General features: G+C 60.0%; 14 protein-coding genes. 9 read left to right on the plus strand and 5 right to left on the minus strand.

The window, feature by feature from the left end; genetic code table 11:
* Positions 1-122: 122 nt before the first annotated feature.
* Together CKW26_RS06665 and CKW26_RS06670 are read right to left on the minus strand one after the other, a co-directional pair.
* Entirely contained in the window at positions 123-1,406 is a 1,284-nt protein-coding gene (locus CKW26_RS06665) for a Zn-dependent hydrolase (RefSeq protein ID WP_095047978.1), read from the minus strand.
* A gap of 158 nt (positions 1,407-1,564) precedes the next feature.
* Complete coding sequence (locus CKW26_RS06670; RefSeq protein ID WP_095047979.1) at positions 1,565-3,049, minus strand: NCS1 family nucleobase:cation symporter-1; 1,485 nt, start codon at positions 3,047-3,049, stop codon at positions 1,565-1,567.
* A gap of 626 nt (positions 3,050-3,675) precedes the next feature.
* Between CKW26_RS06670 and hydA the strand changes: the two genes are divergently transcribed.
* The 3 genes from hydA to preA all read left to right on the plus strand — a co-directional run bounded on the left by hydA (position 3,676) and on the right by preA (position 7,922).
* The gene (gene hydA / locus CKW26_RS06675; RefSeq protein ID WP_095047980.1) at positions 3,676-5,115 is read left to right on the plus strand and encodes a dihydropyrimidinase; all 1,440 of its coding nucleotides are present in this window, start codon (positions 3,676-3,678) and stop codon (positions 5,113-5,115) included.
* A gap of 164 nt (positions 5,116-5,279) precedes the next feature.
* Complete coding sequence (locus CKW26_RS06680; RefSeq protein ID WP_095047981.1) at positions 5,280-6,647, plus strand: NAD(P)-dependent oxidoreductase; 1,368 nt, start codon at positions 5,280-5,282, stop codon at positions 6,645-6,647.
* The gene (preA, locus tag CKW26_RS06685; protein ID WP_093440896.1) at positions 6,648-7,922 is read left to right on the plus strand and encodes an NAD-dependent dihydropyrimidine dehydrogenase subunit PreA; all 1,275 of its coding nucleotides are present in this window, start codon (positions 6,648-6,650) and stop codon (positions 7,920-7,922) included. It begins immediately after the preceding gene.
* Between the two features lie 354 nt (positions 7,923-8,276).
* On the opposite strand, the gene CKW26_RS06690 is transcribed toward preA, so the two are convergent.
* Positions 8,277-8,897 carry a TetR/AcrR family transcriptional regulator gene (locus tag CKW26_RS06690; protein WP_007919317.1) on the minus strand — a complete coding sequence of 207 codons (621 nt, stop codon included), beginning with the start codon at positions 8,895-8,897 and terminating at the stop codon, positions 8,277-8,279.
* A 139-nt stretch (positions 8,898-9,036) separates the two neighbouring features.
* On the opposite strand from CKW26_RS06690, the gene copC reads away from it, so the two are divergent.
* Together copC and copD are read left to right on the plus strand one after the other, a co-directional pair.
* The gene (gene copC, locus CKW26_RS06695; protein ID WP_095047982.1) at positions 9,037-9,399 is read left to right on the plus strand and encodes a copper homeostasis periplasmic binding protein CopC; all 363 of its coding nucleotides are present in this window, start codon (positions 9,037-9,039) and stop codon (positions 9,397-9,399) included.
* Between the two features lie 3 nt (positions 9,400-9,402).
* Entirely contained in the window at positions 9,403-10,266 is an 864-nt protein-coding gene (copD, locus tag CKW26_RS06700; RefSeq protein WP_095047983.1) for a copper homeostasis membrane protein CopD, read from the plus strand.
* 78 nt (positions 10,267-10,344) lie between these two features.
* Here copD and CKW26_RS06705 read toward each other — a convergent pair whose 3' ends face one another.
* Positions 10,345-11,487, minus strand: a complete 1,143-nt coding sequence (locus CKW26_RS06705) for an HlyD family secretion protein (RefSeq protein ID WP_095047984.1) — start codon at positions 11,485-11,487, stop codon at positions 10,345-10,347.
* The gene (locus CKW26_RS06710; protein ID WP_095047985.1) at positions 11,484-13,139 is read right to left on the minus strand and encodes an MFS transporter; all 1,656 of its coding nucleotides are present in this window, start codon (positions 13,137-13,139) and stop codon (positions 11,484-11,486) included. Before CKW26_RS06710 ends, CKW26_RS06705 begins: the two co-directional genes overlap by 4 nt.
* 314 nt (positions 13,140-13,453) lie before the next feature.
* On the opposite strand from CKW26_RS06710, the gene CKW26_RS06715 reads away from it, so the two are divergent.
* The 4 genes from CKW26_RS06715 to CKW26_RS06730 all read left to right on the plus strand — a co-directional run bounded on the left by CKW26_RS06715 (position 13,454) and on the right by CKW26_RS06730 (position 17,948).
* Positions 13,454-14,749 (plus strand): OprD family porin, encoded by a 1,296-nt coding sequence (locus CKW26_RS06715; RefSeq protein WP_095047986.1) that lies wholly within the window; start codon positions 13,454-13,456, stop codon positions 14,747-14,749.
* Positions 14,750-15,163: 414 nt separating this feature from the next.
* Positions 15,164-15,988, plus strand: a complete 825-nt coding sequence (locus CKW26_RS06720; protein WP_095047987.1) for an NAD(P)-dependent oxidoreductase — start codon at positions 15,164-15,166, stop codon at positions 15,986-15,988.
* A gap of 30 nt (positions 15,989-16,018) precedes the next feature.
* Positions 16,019-16,912 carry an SMP-30/gluconolactonase/LRE family protein gene (locus CKW26_RS06725; RefSeq protein ID WP_095047988.1) on the plus strand — a complete coding sequence of 298 codons (894 nt, stop codon included), beginning with the start codon at positions 16,019-16,021 and terminating at the stop codon, positions 16,910-16,912.
* Between the two features lie 64 nt (positions 16,913-16,976).
* Complete coding sequence (locus tag CKW26_RS06730; RefSeq protein ID WP_095047989.1) at positions 16,977-17,948, plus strand: TRAP transporter substrate-binding protein; 972 nt, start codon at positions 16,977-16,979, stop codon at positions 17,946-17,948.
* Positions 17,949-17,968 lie beyond the last annotated feature (20 nt).

Raw genomic sequence — 17,968 nt, forward strand, 5'->3', positions numbered from 1 at the left:
GGCAAAATCGCACATTTTCATGACGTTGTGGTGACAGCGAAAAGATCGCAGCCTCCGGCAGCTCCTACACAGGATTTATGGTTTCCCTGTAGGAGTTGCCGAAGGCTGCGATCTTTTCATCTTCAAGCCGCCCGCTGCCCTCCCGCGACCATCGCCGAAGCCGCCAGCATCGCCCGCAACAACACCGCACACCCGGCCGCCAGATCATCCGGCGCGGCGTTCTCGATTTCGTTGTGGCTGATGCCGCCTTCGCACGGCACGAAGATCATCCCGGCCGGGCCGAGTTCGGCGAGAAAAATCGCGTCATGCCCGGCGCCGCTGACGATGTCCATATTCGACAAGCCAAGCCCTTTTGCTGCGCTGCGCACCGCTTCCACACAGCCTTTTTCGAAGTACAGCGGCGGGAAGTCCGCGGTCGGGGTCAGTTCATAAGTCAGGCCGTGTTCTTCGCAGGTGGCGTTGATGACTTGCTTTACTTCAGCGATCATCGAGTCCAGACGCGCCGGTTCCAGATGACGGAAGTCGAGGGTCATGCGCACTTCGCCAGGAATGACGTTGCGCGAACCGGGATAGGCTTGCAGGCAGCCGACGGTGCCGCAGGCATGCGGCTGGTGGCCGAGGGCGGCGCGGTTGACGGCGCCGACGATCACCGAAGCGCCGACCAGTGCATCTTTGCGCAGGTGCATCGGCGTCGGGCCGGCATGCGCTTCGACGCCGCGAAGTTTGAGGTCGAACCACTTCTGCCCCAGAGCACCGAGCACCACGCCGATGGTTTTCTGTTCGTCTTCGAGGATCGGGCCTTGCTCGATGTGCGCCTCGAAATAGGCGCCGACCTTATGCCCGCTGACCTTGCGCGGGCCAGCGTAGCCGATCGCGTTGAGCGCTTCGCCAACGGTGACGCCGTCGGCATCGACTTTGGCGAGGGTTTCTTCGAGGGTGAATTTCTCGGCGAACACACCGGAGCCCATCATGCATGGGGCGAAGCGTGAGCCTTCTTCGTTGGTCCAGACCACCACTTCCAGCGGCGCTTCGGTTTCCACACCGAGGTCGTTGAGCGTGCGCAGGACTTCGACACCGGCGAGCACACCGAAGCATCCGTCGAACTTGCCGCCGGTGGGCTGGGTGTCGATGTGGCTGCCGGTCATTACCGGCGGCAGGTTGGGATTGCGCCCCGGGCGGCGGGCAAAGATGTTGCCGACGGCATCGACCGTGACGCTGCATCCGGCGTCCTTGCACCATTGCACGAAGAGGTCGCGGGCCTGGCGGTCGAGATCGGTCAGGGCCAGGCGACAGACACCGCCCTTGACCGTGGCGCCGAGCTTGGCCAGCTCCATGAGCGACGCCCATAAGCGGTCGCGGTTGATGTGCTGATGGGTTGATTGCAGAACGTCTACGGCTGCGTTCATGGGGATCTCCTCAGGCTGCTTTTCCTATGGATACTGCTGTGGTGTCTGTCAGGCCGACATCGCTGGCAAGCCAGCTCCCACAGGTTTTGGGTTGAACACACAATTTGTGTACGACTCAATCCTTGTGGGAGCTGGCTTGCCAGCGATGGGGCCCTCACTTACACCGCTGATTTAACGACCGAAGGCTGCGCACGCATCACGCACAACCCGTAATAAATAATCCCGCCCAGCGCCGAGCCGGTGAACCAGCCATAGCTGTAGAACCAGCTGAACGCATCGCTACCCAGCGACAGCAAGGTCAGCACCACCGGCACACCGAACGCGAGAAACCCGGCCCAGTTCCACGCCGGATAGACGTCGTCGCGGTATAAACCGGCCAGGTCCAGTTGCTGTTTCTTGATCAGGAAATAGTCCACCACCATGATCCCGGCGATCGGCCCGAGCAGGCTCGAATAACCCAGCAGCCAGTTGGAATACACGGTTTCCAGGCTGACATCGGAGACGATCAAACCGAGTTTTTTCAGCAATTCATGACCCATCAGCAACAGTCCGACAAACCCGGTCAGCAACACCGCTTTGGTGCGGTTGATGACCTTCGGTGCGATGTTCTGGAAGTCGTTGGTCGGTGAGACGATGTTCGCGGCAGTGTTGGTCGACAACGTGGCGATAATGATCAGCGCCATGGCCACCGCGACCCACACTGGGCTCTGGATATGACCGATCAGAGTGACCGGATCGGAGACGGTCACACCGACCAGTTTCACCGAAGCGGCGGTCATGATCACGCCCAGCGATGCAAACAAAAACATCGTCAGCGGCAGGCCGAAAATCTGCCCGAGGATCTGATCCTTCTGGCTCTTGGCATAACGGCTGAAGTCAGGAATGTTCAGCGACAACGTGGCCCAGAAACCGACCATTGCGGTCAGCCCGGCGGCGAAGTAACTGACCACACTGGCGCCCTCCGGACGTTTAGCCGGAATCGCCAGCAACTCAGTCATCGACACATTGGGCATCGCCCACACCAGCAGCCCGATGCCGACCGCCACCAACAGCGGCGCCGACAGGGTTTCCAGCCACTTGATCGACTCGGCACCGCGAATCACCACCCACAGATTCAACGCCCAGAACACCATGAAGCCAATCACCTCCCCCGTGCCGCCGAGGGATTTCCAGCCCTCGAACACCGAGCCGAGAAACAGGTGAATCGCCAGCCCGCCAAACATCGTCTGAATGCCGAACCAGCCACACGCCACCAGTGCGCGAATCAGGCACGGCACGTTGGAGCCGAGAATGCCGAACGACGAGCGCAGCAACACCGGAAACGGGATGCCGTACTTGGTGCCGGGGAAAGCGTTAAGTGTCAGCGGAATCAGCACGATGACGTTGGCGAACAGAATCGCCAGCAGCGCTTCACCGACGCTCAAGCCGAAGTACGCCGTGAGCACGCCACCGAGGGTATAAGTCGGCACACAGATCGACATGCCGACCCATAGCGCGGTGATGTGCCACTTGTTCCAGGTACGTTCGCGCACCTTGGTCGGTGCCATGTCGTGGTTGTAACGGGGACTGTCGAGGACGTCGCTGCCGGCTTCGAGTTCGAACAAGCCGTCGCGCTCGGTCACTTGCGATCTGATCTGTTGCATGGCCGCTCCACTGTTCTTCTGATTATTTTTTTGCTCATCAGGCGGCTTGCACACGAGTGCGCGAGCCGGACGATGGCCGGAGGAACTGACAACTTTCGTGCACCGGCCATGGTGTCAGCGGCGGCATCAATAAACGTGCCGGGTGCCCCGCTTACGCATCGGGCGGTGTTTCAAACGCTTTGCAACTTTCTGATATTCATAAGTTTTAATTATTCACCGGATGAGTTCGCGGAAACTTGTCTGGGTGCTCAGGCTAAACACTTGGCAAGTTGTCCGAACAGACAGGACTCAATCTGGTGCACTGCATTTATTTTCACCGTGAGCGAGCAACCGCAGCTCAACTTCAAGCGGCTGATTTCACATAGGAAATCTTGCTCATATTTCCATCCTGTCAAGTGCGTCAAAATGGTGAACGGCCTCACCATTTTGGTGATTTATAGTTTTTATTCTTATTTTTCATACACTTAAAACAGTCATAAGCTTATAAAAAATAATCTTGATCTATTGCAAATCTGCGACTAGCTTCTATTCCTGACAGCGCTGACAGGAATACGACCTGCAACGCTGTACATCAATAAAACATCTAGAACCGGCACAAGTCGGTCAATGCCTGCGAGGAACTCGGAATGTCTCTGTTGATCCGTGGCGCCACCGTTGTTACCCATGATGAAAGTTATCGCGCCGACGTCTATTGTGCCGACGGCGTGATCAAAGCCATCGGTGAAAACCTTGATGTTCCCGCCGGCGCCGAAGTCCTCGACGGCAGCGGGCAATACCTGATGCCTGGCGGCATCGATCCGCACACGCACATGCAACTACCGTTCATGGGCACCGTGGCCAGCGAAGATTTCTATAGCGGCACGGCGGCCGGTCTGGCCGGCGGCACCACATCGATCATCGATTTTGTGATTCCCAATCCGCAGCAGTCGCTGATGGAAGCCTTTCATCAGTGGCGCGGCTGGGCGGAAAAGTCGGCTTCCGACTATGGCTTCCACGTCGCAATCACCTGGTGGAGCGAGCAGGTGCGTGAGGAAATGGCCGAGCTGGTCAGCCATCACGGGATCAACAGCTTCAAGCATTTCATGGCTTACAAGAACGCAATCATGGCCGCCGACGACACGCTGGTGGCGAGTTTCGAGCGCTGCCTGGAACTCGGCGCGGTGCCGACCGTGCACGCGGAAAACGGCGAGCTGGTTTATCACTTGCAACGCAAGTTGATGGCCCAGGGCATCACCGGGCCGGAGGCGCATCCGCTGTCGCGGCCCTCGCAGGTTGAAGGTGAAGCGGCGAGCCGGGCGATTCGTATTGCTGAAACCATCGGCACGCCGTTGTATCTGGTGCACGTTTCGACCAAGGAAGCCCTCGACGAAATCACTTATGCGCGCAGCAAGGGCCAACCGGTTTATGGCGAAGTCCTCGCCGGGCATTTGCTGCTCGACGACAGCGTCTATCAACACCCGGACTGGCAGACCGCTGCCGGTTACGTGATGAGCCCGCCGTTCCGTCCGCGGGGTCATCAAGAGGCGCTGTGGCACGGACTGCAAAATGGCAATCTGCACACCACCGCGACTGACCATTGCTGCTTCTGCGCCGAGCAAAAAGCCGCCGGGCGCGATGACTTCAGCAAGATTCCCAACGGTACGGCGGGTATCGAAGATCGCATGGCAGTGCTTTGGGATGAGGGGGTTAACTCCGGGCGTTTGTCGATGCAGGATTTCGTCGCCCTCACCTCCACCAACACCGCGAAGATCTTCAACCTGTATCCACGCAAAGGCGCGATTCGTGTGGGTGCCGATGCCGACTTGGTGCTGTGGGATCCGCAAGGCACCCGGACCATTTCCGCCAAGACCCACCATCAGCAGGTGGACTTCAACATCTTCGAAGGCAAGACCGTGCGCGGTGTGCCGAGCCATACCGTCAGCCAGGGCCGGGTGGTCTGGGCCGATGGCGACCTGCGCGCCGAGCGCGGGGCCGGGCGGTACATCGAACGGCCGGCGTATCCGGCGGTGTTTGATTTGCTGAGCAAGCGGGCTGAGTTGCACAAGCCAGTTGCTGTGAAACGCTGAAAGCGGCCTTCGGCCTATCGCTGGCAAGCCAGCTCCCACAGGGATCTGTGGTGCTCACAAAACCTTGTGGGAGCTGGCTTGCCAGCGATGAGGCCATCTCGAACGCCACAAAAACCACTGCCCGATAGAGGCAGAGAACCTCAATAACCGTGAGGCACAAAACCGTGATCGAGCCCCTGAACCATCTCCCCCACCCGCACGAAAGCGCGGCCGCCCTCGCCGGGCATTTCACCGATTTAGCGCCGCCGCTCAATGCCCGGCAGGCGCATCTGGAAGCCTCGCGCTGCCTGTATTGCTACGACGCGCCGTGCGTCAACGCGTGCCCCAGCGAGATCGACATCCCGTCGTTCATCCGCAACATTCATCAGGACAACGTCCCCGGTGCTGCGCAGAAAATCCTCTCGGCGAACATCCTCGGTGGCAGTTGCGCGAGGGTGTGTCCGACGGAAATTCTTTGCCAGCAAGCCTGCGTGCGCAATAACGCCCAGGAATGCGCGCCGGTGTTGATCGGCCTGTTGCAACGCTACGCCGTGGACAACGCGCACTTCAGCGAGCACCCGTTCCAGCGCGCGGCTGCCAGCGGCAAACGCATCGCCGTGGTCGGTGCCGGGCCGGCCGGTTTGTCCTGTGCGCATCGCAGCGCCATGCACGGCCATGACGTGGTGATTTTCGAAGCTCGGGAAAAGGCTGGCGGCCTCAATGAATACGGAATCGCCAAGTACAAACTGGTCGACGACTACGCGCAGAAGGAACTGGATTTCCTTCTGCAGATCGGCGGCATCGAGATTCGTCACGGGCACAAGCTCGGCGAGAATCTGACGCTGAGTGAACTGCATCAGCAGTTCGACGCGGTGTTCCTCGGCCTCGGCCTCAACGCAAGCAAGCAACTCGGTTTGGCCCACGAAGATGCCCCCGGCCTGCTCGCTGCCACCGACTACATTCGCGAATTGCGCCAGGCCGATGACCTCACGCAACTGCCACTGGCCGAACGCTGCATCGTCCTTGGCGCCGGTAACACCGCGATCGACATGGCCGTGCAAATGGCCCGCCTCGGTGCCCGCGACGTCAATCTGGTGTATCGCCGTGGCGCCGCCGACATGGGCGCCACCGGTCATGAACAGGACATCGCCAAAGCCAACCAAGTACGTCTGCTGACCTGGGCGCAACCGGAAGAGGTGCTGCTCGACGCTCAGGGCCAGGTGCGCGGCATGCGTTTCGCCCGCACCGATCTTGTCGACGGTCGCCTGCAAACCACCGGCGAAACTTTCGAGCTGGCCGCTGATGCGATCTTCAAAGCCATCGGTCAGGCCTTCGACGGCAGCGCCCTCGCCGACCCGTTGGCCCGTGAACTCAAGCGTCAGGGCGAACGCATCTACGTCGATGAAAACCTGCGCACCAGCATCCCCGGCGTGTATGCCGGCGGCGACTGCACCAGCCTCGATCAGGACCTCACCGTGCAAGCCGTACAGCACGGCAAACGCGCCGCCGAGGCGATCAATGCTCAACTGATGCTTAACGTGGAGGCTGCGTAAATGGCCGATCTGTCGATTGTCTTCGCTGGCATCAAAGCGCCGAATCCTTTCTGGCTGGCCTCTGCGCCACCGACCGACAAAGCTTACAACGTGGTCCGCGCCTTCGAAGCGGGCTGGGGTGGCGTGGTCTGGAAAACCCTCGGAGAGGATCCGGCGGCGGTCAACGTGTCGTCGCGTTACTCGGCGCACTACGGCAATAACCGTGAAGTGCTGGGCATCAACAACATCGAGCTGATCACCGACCGTTCGCTGGAAATCAACCTGCGCGAAATCACTCAGGTGAAGAAGGACTGGCCGGATCGCGCGCTGATCGTTTCGCTGATGGTGCCGTGCGTGGAGGAATCGTGGAAACACATTCTGCCGCTGGTGGAAGCCACCGGCGCTGACGGTATCGAGCTGAATTTCGGCTGCCCGCACGGCATGCCCGAGCGTGGCATGGGGGCGGCGGTCGGTCAGGTGCCGGAGTACGTCGAACAGGTCACGCGCTGGTGCAAGACCTATTGCTCGCTGCCGGTGATCGTCAAACTGACGCCGAACATCACCGACATCCGCGTCGCCGCCCGCGCCGCCCATCGCGGCGGTGCCGATGCAGTGTCGCTGATCAATACGATCAACTCGATCACCAGCGTCGACCTGGAACACATGGTCGCCCTGCCCACCGTCGGCAGCAAAAGCACCCACGGCGGTTATTGCGGCTCGGCCGTGAAGCCGATTGCGCTGAACATGGTCGCCGAAATCGCCCGCGATCCGCAGACCCAGGGCTTGCCGATCTGCGGGATTGGCGGCATCGGCAGTTGGCGCGATGCCGCGGAATTCATGGCGCTGGGCAGCGGCGCAGTGCAGGTGTGCACGGCGGCGATGCTGCATGGGTTCCGCATTGTCGAAGAGATGAAGGATGGGTTGTCGCGGTGGATGGACAGTCAGGGTTACGCCAGCATCGCCGAGTTTTCCGGGCGCGCGGTGGGCAACACCACGGACTGGAAGTACCTCGATATCAACTATCAGGTGATCGCCAAGATTGATCAGGACGCGTGCATTGGTTGCGGGCGTTGCCACATTGCTTGTGAGGACACTTCACACCAGGCGATCAGCAGTCTGAAGCAGGCGGACGGCACGCATAAATATGAAGTGATTGATGAGGAGTGTGTGGGCTGCAATCTGTGCCAGATCACGTGTCCGGTGGCGGACTGTATCGAGATGGTGCCGATGGAGACTGGGAAGCCGTTTCTGGACTGGAATCATGATCCGCGGAATCCGTATCACGTTGCGGTCTAGCCCCTCACCCTAACCCTCTCCCAAAGGGAGAGGGGACTGATTGGGGGATGCTTCAGAAATCCACCGACATGAACGATTTGCTTTGAATCCGCAATCGACTCGGTTCTTCAGGTCGATGTACCTCGAGAGACACCTCCGTAGACCCCCTCTCCCTCCGGGAGAGGGGACTGATTGGGGGATGCTTCAGAAATCCACCGACGTGAACGATTTGCTTTGAATCCATAGTCGAAACAGCCACAGGCTCGGACGGCTTTGAATCCGCAATCGACTCGGTTCTTCAGGTCGATGTAACTCGAAAGACACCTCGGTCGGCCCCCTCTCCCTCTGGGAGAGGGCTGGGGTGAGGGTCTGCTTCTAGGGCTCCAGCCCGATCCCACGCAATATCACACTCGTCACCGTCTGCACCGCCCGCTCAAACTGCATATCCGACAACGGCTGATGCTCATTCAGAATATTCACCTGATGATCAAAGTCGGCATAGTGCTGCGTCGACGCCCAGATCATGTACAGCAAACTCGACGGTTCCACCGGCAGAATCCGCTTGTCCTCGACCCACTGACGAATCTTCGCTTCCTTCATTTTCGCCCAGTCATACAGGCTGACATCCAGCGCCTCGCCCAACGTTGGCGCGCCGTGGATGATCTCGTTGGCCCAGACTTTCGAGCCGTACGGTCGGCTGCGCGAGTGGTTCATCTTGGCGCGGATGTAGCTGCTCAGCACCACGCGCGGATCGTCGAACATCTCAAAGCACAGCGCATCCTGTTTCCATACTTCCAGCAGATCGAACAGCACCGCGCTGTAAAGCTCGCTCTTGGTGCTGAAGTAGTAATGCAGGTTGGAGCGCGGCAGTTGCACTTCAGCCGCGATGTCGGCCATGGCCGTGCCGCCGAAGCCTTTTTCGGCGAAGACTTTTTCCGCCGCGAGGAGAATTTTCTCGACGTTGTTGCGACGAATCTCGATCTTGTGATTGCCCATGAGGGCTCCCTGACAACAGCGTTGCCCAAGACTAGCATCCGCTCTGGTCCGCGGGCGACCGCTGCAAACAAAACTTCGTACTGGCGTGAGCGGATGGCTAAACTGACGCTTCTTCACTCCTGCCTCAGAGGTATTCGCGATGCTGTTCAAGAACGTCCTGACCACCACTGCCCTGCTAGCTTCGCTGTTCGCCGCATCTTCCGTATTTGCCCACGCCCACCTGAAAAGCCAGATCCCGGCCGCCGATAGCACAGTCGCAGCTCCCGCCGATTTGCGCCTGACCTTTTCCGAAGGTGTCGAGGCCAGTTTCACCAAAGTCACGTTGACTCGCGATGGCGCACCGGTCGTGGTCAAACCGCTGACCACCGAGGGCGACAAGAAAACCCTGATCGTTACCCCCGCAGCTCCTTTGAGCGCCGGCGAGTACAAAGTCGAATGGCACGCAGTGTCTGTCGACACGCACACAAGCGAAGGCGCCTACCAGTTCAAGGTGAGTCAGTAATTCATGAGTGAAGCGCTGGTGCTGTGCCGCTTTGTGCATTTCATCGTGGTGTTGATGCTGTTCGGGGCCTGGTTGTTCAGGCCGTTGCTGCTCAAGGATGAAGCGCCGCAAGTGGACCGGCACCTGGCGCGACTGGCGCGTTGGCTGGCGACTGTGGCACTGCTCAGCGGAATTGCCTGGGCGCTGTTGATCACCGCGAGCATGGCCGGTTCGGCAGCGGCGGCGTTTGACCCAGACACGGTTGCGCTGGTGCTGGGTCATACGTTTTTTGGTCAGGTATGGCGCTGGCATCTGCTGATCAATGCCGCGCTGTTGGCGCTGTTGTTCACGCCTTGGCGTTCGAGCATGCCGTTGCGTTTGGGCTTGAGCGCATTGTTGCTCGCGACCCTGGCACCGGTCGGGCATGGTGCGATGCTCGATGGTTTGAGCGGGCAATTGCTGATTCTCAACCAGATCGTTCATCTGACCTGCGTGGCGGCGTGGTTGGGCGGGTTGTTGATGCTGGTGCTGGTGCTGATTCTGCGTCAGCCGACGGAGCCGATGCGTGAAATTTTGCGGCGCTTCAGCGGGATCGGTTATGCCTTGGTCGCGGGGTTGCTGATCACGGGGTTGATCAATGTGCGCGTGCTCACTGGCCAGTGGTGGCCGACGCCGCTGTTCAGCGGGTTTGCCTTGATTCTGTTGATCAAGGCGCTGCTGGTGTTGGCCATGCTCGGATTGGCGCTGTTCAACCGCTTGCGGGTTGAGGATTGCGAGCAGCGGATGGGCGCGCTCAGGCGCAGTGTGATGCTCGAATGGCTGCTGGGCATTGGCGCGGTTGCGGCTGTCTCGCTGCTCGGTACCCTGCTCCCGATGATCACAACCTGAAAATCAAAAGATCGCAGCCTTCGGCAGCTCCTACATGGGTAATCTGTAGGAGCTGCCGAAGGCTGCGATCTTTTGATCTTAATGGGGTTGGGTGTCGCCCGCTGCGGTGTCGATGCTGACCACCACCGACATCCCCGGCCGCAAACGCTCCTCTTCCTGCTGATCCGGATCGATGGTGATCCGCACCGGCACCCGCTGGGCAATTTTGACGAAATTGCCGGTGGCGTTGTCCGCCTGCAACAGGGCAAATTCCGAGCCCGTCCCCGGCGAAATATGCTGCACATGCCCGGTGAATCGGCGGTGATTCAGCGCATCGACGGTGAAGCGCACCGGTTGCCCGACGCGCACGTTATCCATCTGGGTTTCTTTCATGTTGGCGATCACCCATTTCTGGTTTGGCACCAACGCCATCAACTGCGCTCCGGAGTTGACGTAGGCACCGAGGCGCACGCCGATCTGCCCGAGCTGGCCGTCACGCGGGGCGACGATGCGCGTATTCGACAGATCAATCCGTGCCAGTTGCACCGCCGCTTCGGCGCTGGTCACGGCCGCCTCCAGCGAGCCACGATTGACGATCACCGTTTGCAGATCCTGACGGGCGATTTCCAGATTGGCCTTGGCTTGCGCGACCGCCGCAATGCTTTGCGCATTCGCCGCCAGCGCGACGTCCATCTCGCGCTTCGACACCGAACCGTCGCGTACCAATTCCTGATTCCGGCGCAGATCCGCTTCACTCTTGCGCAACTGCGCTTCGCTGTCGGCCTGCGCCGCCTGACGCAATTTGATCGTCGCCTCGGCGCTGTTGCGTTGCTGCACCACATTGGCCAACGCGGCTTTCTGCACCGCCAGTTGCGCCAGTGACTGGTCGAGTCGCTGCTGATAGATGCGGTCGTCCAGACGCACCAGCAAATCCCCGGCCTTCACGTACTGGAAATCCTGCACCGGCACCTCGTAAACATAACCGGCGAGTTGCGGGCCGATGATCGTCACCTGCCCGCGCACCAAGGCGTTTTCGGTAGTCTCAACCGCACTGCTGAACGGCGGCAATTGCCAGGCATACAAAACGATCAACACGCCGACGATGGCAATCGCGGCAAAGCCCAGCGAAGAAATGATCCGCACGCGCAGCGAGCGCGGCTCGGTGTTCGGCGATGACGGCGGTGCCACACCCTCGGGCGTGGCGGCAATGGCATTGGTGGTTGTGGTGGTCGGTTCGGTCATGAAGAAGTGGCACCGCTCGAAGGTGTGGAAGGCGCGGGGGCGACGGCTTTGGTGGTGCTCATCAGCCACAGCGCACGAATGGACAGCCAGATCATGGTCAGCACCGCAATTACGGCGATCAACATGAACACATCGTTGTAGGCCAGTACATTGGCCTCACGGGTGGCGGCATTGGACAGGCTGCGAATACCCGCCAGATTGCGCAAACTCGGGTCGGCCAACAGCGAGCCATACGCCGAACCACCGCTCTGCACACGCGCAGCCACCAAAGGGTCAGACAGCGTCAGGTGCTCAACGATTTGACTGGAATGAAATTTTTCCCGGACGATCTGGAAAGTGCCCAGAAGCGCCGCACCGAGCAGGCCACCGAGGTTGTTGCAGATCCCGAACAGCACGGAAAAACTCACCAGATTGCGCGGATTGGTCAGCACGTTGCGCGTACCGAAAACCATGGTCGGGCCGAGGAAAAACGTGCTGCCGAAGGCCAGCAGAAACTGGCTGAAGTAGAGGTTTTCCGGGCGGGTCAGGTTGTTGGAAAAGCTGTCCATCACCGACCCGGTGGCCATCAGTGCCAGCGAGATAATCAGCGGCATCAGCAGGTGTTTGGGGTCGATGGTCAGCGCACTGGTCAACAATCCCGCGACACTGCCGATCAGCATCACCACGTACAGGCTGTGCAGTTGCTCGTAGCCCATGTTCAGGTTCTGCATGAAACCGACCGCACCGGTGGACTGCTCCGAGGTGACCATGCGAATCAGGGTCACCGCCAGCGCCAGGCGGATCATCGTCCCGCTGCCAAGCCAGCGGGTCATCAGCAGCGGGTTGCTGCGGTTATGTTCGATGGCCAGACCGGCGAGGATCAAAGCAATCGAGGCAGCCAGCGCGTAGCCGATCCAGTTGGCCTCCAGCCACCAGTCAATCCGCCCCAGCGACAACACCGCACACAGCAGCGCCACGCCAGTGGCGAGAATGGCGAAGGTGAGAAAGTCGAGTTTTTCGAAGGTTTTGAAGCGGTCGCCCGGTGGCAACTTGAGCATCAATACGCAGCCCAGCGACAGCAGTGCCATGCCTAGTTCGAACAGATACAAGCCGCGCCATTCGGCGATCTGCAGCAAGTCTTCGGAAAATAATCGCGCCAATGGCAAGGCCAGTTGCGAGGTGCCGAGGCCGAGTACCAGCGCCTTCAGCCGCCACTTCGCCGGGAACGCCTGGACCATGTAATACAGGCCCAGCGAACTCAGCGCCGCGCCCACCATGCCGTGGGCCGCGCGCACCGCCACCGCGGAATTCAGGTCGTTGACGAACAGATGGCCGAAAGTCACCAGCGCATACAGCACCAGAAACACTTCGGTGAATGCACGCAAACCGAACTGCTGACGAAACTTCACCAGCAACAGGTTCATCGACACGTTGGTCATTACGTACGCCGCCGGTAACCAGGCCATTTCCGCCGTGGTCGCGCCGAGTGCGCCTTGCAGATAAGGCAGGTTGGCCACCACCAGCGAGTTGCCCAAGCCACCGGTCACCGCCACCAGTAAACCGACCAGCGCATAGGCCAGGCGCTTGGGGTTGGAGTGCAACGGCGTCGAGGGGGAACCGGGCAGACTGGGTTTTTCGTGGGGCTGCCAGTTGCGCGGGGCGTATTGATCCATGGAAAGGCCTTGTGCGGAACGTGGGTGAAGTTTGCCGCAAATTCACCGGCAACACACATCCCATGGACAACACAAATCTTTGTAGGAGCTGTCGAGTGAAACGAGGCTGCGATCTTTTGATCCTGTTTTTTAAAAAGCCAGATCAAAAGATCGCAGCGTGCCGCAGCTCCTACAAAGTGATCTGCGTCGCGACGGCAAGTCATCGTATAACTTGCTGTTGACATTCCCGGAAAACCGAGGAAATATCCGCAACCATGTTGTACGACGACGTATGACAAATAATAAAAACAACAAACGCAACAGGGAGCGTCACAGTGAGCACACTCGTCTGCAGTTCCGTCCGCCCTTCCCGCTTTGCCACGCTTCGCCCGCGTTCCACCCTCGGCCTGATCGGCTGCAGCAGCCTCGCCCTTGCCTTACCGATGAGCGCCGATGCCGAAGGCTTTCTCGAAGACAGCAAAGCCACGCTGAACCTGCGCAATGCCTACTTCAACCGTAACTTCGTCAACCCGGCCAACCCGCAGGGCAAGGCTGAAGAGTGGACGCAGAACTTCATTCTCGATGCCAAATCCGGCTTCACCCAAGGCACGGTCGGCTTCGGGCTCGACATCCTTGGCATGTACTCGCAGAAGCTCGATGGCGGCAAAGGTACGGGCGGTACGCAACTGTTGCCGATCCACGATGACGGGCGTCCGGCCGACAATTTCGGACGGCTCGGCGTGGCGTTGAAGGCCAAAGTCTCCAAGACTGAATTGAAGGTCGGCGAATGGATGCCGGTGCTGCCGATCCTGCGTTCCGACGATGGCCGCTCGCTGCCGCAGACCTTTCGCGGCGGCCAGATCACCTCCACCGAGATCAATGGCCTGACTGTCTACGGTGGCCAGTTCCGTGGCAACAGCCCGCGCAATGACGCGAGCATGGAAGACATGTCGATGAACGGCCGCGGCGCGTTCACTTCCGACCGCTTCAACTTCGGCGGCGGCGAATACACCTTCAACGACAAGCGTACCCTCGTCGGCGTGTGGTACGCCGAACTCAGCGACATCTACCAGCAGCAGTATTTCAACCTCAGCCACAGCCAGCCGTTGGGCGACTGGACCCTCGGCGCCAACCTCGGTTTCTTCACCGGCAAGGAAGACGGCAGCGCCCAAGCTGGCGACCTCGACAACAAAACCGCGTTCGCCCTGCTTTCGGCCCGCTACGGCGGCAACACCTTCTATGTCGGTCTGCAAAAGCTCAGCGGCGACGACGCGTGGATGCGGGTCAACGGCACCAGCGGCGGCACCCTCGCCAACGACAGTTACAACGCCAGTTATGACAACGCCAAGGAACGCTCCTGGCAGTTGCGCCACGACTACAACTTCGTCGCCCTCGGTGTTCCGGGCCTGACCCTGATGAACCGCTACATCAGCGGCGACAACGTGCACACCGCCACCACCAATGACGGCAAGGAATGGGGCCGCGAGTCGGAACTGGCCTACACCGTGCAAAGCGGCCCGCTGAAGAATCTCAACGTGAAATGGCGCAACGCGACGATACGCCGGGACTTCAGCACCAACGAGTTTGACGAGAACCGGATCTTTATCAGTTATCCGATTTCGTTGTTGTAAAGCCAGTCGTCACACCGAGTTTCCCTGTGGGAGCGAGCCTGCTCGCGAAGGCGGCGTGTCAGTCGATGCAAGAGTTGCCTGGGCCGGCCTCATCGCTGGCAAGCCAGCTCCCACAGGATTTTGTGGTGAATGCGGTAATTGAAAACAACGCTGATACCTGTGGGAGCTGGCTTGCCAGCGATGGCGGCGGCAGATTCAGCATTGATGTTGATTGGCACACCGCTTTCGCGAGCAGGCTCGCTCCCACATGGGATTGCATTGCAAGTACGGAACGGTGGTGATCGAAAAGAGAACCGGGCCTTCCGTCATTTACACCAAAAGTCGCGTTGACAAGTTCCGGAAACCCTACCGATACTTCAGCTCAGTCATACGACAACCTACAACAAACCTAATAACAACGTGTAAGGGCTTGCCATGACGTCTACCTCTACTCCCCACGCCCCGTTCAACCGTCTGCTGCTGACCGGCGCTGCCGGGGGCCTGGGCAAAGTTCTGCGCGAACGTATGCGCCCTTATGCCAATGTCCTGCGCCTGTCGGACATTGCCGCCATTGCCCCGGCCGTCGATGATCGCGAAGAAATCGTCCCTTGCGATCTGGCCGACAAACACGCCGTGCATCAACTGGTCGAAGGTGTCGATGCGATCCTGCATTTCGGCGGCGTCTCCGTCGAGCGGCCCTTCGAAGAAATCCTCGGCGCCAATATCTGCGGCGTGTTTCACATCTACGAAGCGGCGCGCCGGCATGGCGTGAAGCGAGTGATCTTCGCCAGTTCCAACCACGTCATCGGCTTCTACAAACAGGACGAACCGCTCGACGCCAGCTCCGCGCGCCGCCCGGATGGCTACTACGGCTTGTCCAAGTCCTACGGCGAAGACATGGCCAGTTTCTACTTCGATCGCTACGGCATCGAGACCGTCAGTATCCGCATCGGCTCCTCGTTTCCCGAGCCGCAAAACCGCCGAATGATGCACACCTGGCTGAGTTTCGACGACCTCACGCAATTGCTCGAACGCGCGCTGTACACGCCGAACGTCGGCCACACCGTGGTCTACGGCATGTCCGCCAACAAGGACGCCTGGTGGGACAACCGCTTCGCCAGCCACCTCGGCTTTGAGGCGAAGGACAGCTCCGAAGTGTTCCGCGAAAAAGTCGAGGCGCAACCGATGCCGGCCGCCGATGACCCGGCGCGGATCTATCAGGGCGGCGCGTTTGTCGCCGCAGGTCCGTTCGGCGACTGATCACCCTGACAACGACGCGAAGGAATGAGTATGCAAGCCGAATTGATCGTCGATGCCCGCAACGCCGTGGGCGAAAGCCCGGTCTGGGTGCCGCAGGAAAACGCGCTGTATTGGGTGGATATTGCCAACGGCGGGCTGCAACGCTGGAGCGCCGACACCGGCCACGTGCATGCCTGGAAAACCCCGGAAATGCTCGCCTGCATCGCCCACCATAGCGGTGGCGGCTGGGTCGCCGGCATGGAGAGCGGCTTTTTTCATCTGCACCCGCACAGCGACGGCAGCCTCGACAGCGAACGGCTGGCCAGCGTCGAGCACAGTCGCGCAGACATGCGCCTCAACGATGGTCGCTGCGACCGACAGGGCCGTTTCTGGGCCGGCAGCATGGTGTTGAACATGGGGCTGAGTGCGCCCGAAGGTCGGCTCTATCGCTACGGCGCCGGGCAGTCTGGCGTGATCGCAGCCCAGCTCGACGGTTTCATCGTGCCCAACGGCCTCGGCTTCAGCCCTGACGGCAAGACGATGTACCTGTCCGATTCGCACCCCGACGTGCAACTGATCTGGGCGTTCGATTACGACACCGAGACTGGCACGCCGTCGAACCGTCGTGTGTTCGTCGACATGAACCACTTCCCCGGGCGGCCAGATGGCGCTGCCGTGGATGCTGAAGGTTTCTACTGGATCTGCGCCAACGACGCCGGCCTGATTCACCGCTTCGCGCCGGACGGTCGTCTTGATTTCTCACTGGAGGTGCCGGTGAAAAAACCGACCATGTGTGCCTTCGGCGGCAGCCGCATGGACACTTTGTTCGTCACCTCGATTCGTCCCGGCGACGACCACGATCCGCACTCTCTGGCCGGTGGCGTATTCGCCCTGAACCCCAACGTCAAAGGCCTGCCGGAACCGCTGTTCAACGATTTGCTGTAACACCCGCCTCTGCTGCACCGCTGCGCCTTGAACACAACAATAACAAGACTGGAGACTCACCCCCATGTACTTCAAACGCACCTTGCTGGCCGCTGCAATCCCGCTGATGTTTACCTTCACTGGCGCCGCTCAGGCCCTGCAACTCAAATTCGCTGACATTCATCCCGCCGGTTATCCAACCGTGGTGGCCGAAGAAAACATGGGCAAGACCCTGACCAAGGAAACCAACGGCGAGCTGACCTTTCAGTACTTCCCCGGCGGTGTGCTGGGTTCCGAAAAGGAGGTCATCGAGCAGATGCAGGTCGGCGCAGTACAGCTGTCTCGCGTCAGCCTGGGTATCGTCGGCCCGGTGGTACCGGACGTGAACGTGTTCAACATGCCGTTCATCTTCCGCGACCATCAACACATGCGTAACGTCATCGACGGCCCGGTGGGCGACGAAATCCTCGACAAAATCACCAACTCCGAATTCGGTTTGGTGGCCCTGGCCTGGATGGACGGCGGCACGCGCAACGTCTACACCAAGAAACCGGTGCGCAAGCTCGAAGACCTCAAGGGCATGAAAATCCGCGTGCAAGGCAACCCGATGTTCATCGACATGATGAACGCCATGGGCGGCAACGGCATCGCCATGGACACCGGAGAGATCTTCAGCGCCCTGCAGACCGGCGTAATCGACGGCGCGGAAAACAACCCGCCAACCCTGCTCGAACATAACCACTTCCAGAACGCGAAGTACTACAGCCTCACCGGTCACCTGATCCTGCCAGAGCCGATCGTGATGTCGAAAATCACTTGGGAAAAACTGACCCCGGATCAGCAGACGCTGGTCAAGACCGCCGCCAAGGCTGCCCAAGCCGAAGAGCGCGTGCTGTGGGACAAGAAGTCCGCTGCCAGTGAAGAAAAACTCAAGGCCGCCGGCGTCGAGTTCATCGAGGTCGACAAGAAACCCTTCTACGACGCCACCGCTCCGGTGCGGGAAAAGTACGGCGCGAAGTACGCCGACCTGATCAAGAAAATCGAAGCCATTCAGTAACGTCTCCCGCTCCGTCCTCA

Source organism: Pseudomonas sp. Irchel s3h9 (assembly GCF_900187475.1).
Taxonomy (GTDB): Bacteria; Pseudomonadota; Gammaproteobacteria; order Pseudomonadales; family Pseudomonadaceae; genus Aquipseudomonas; species Aquipseudomonas neuropathica.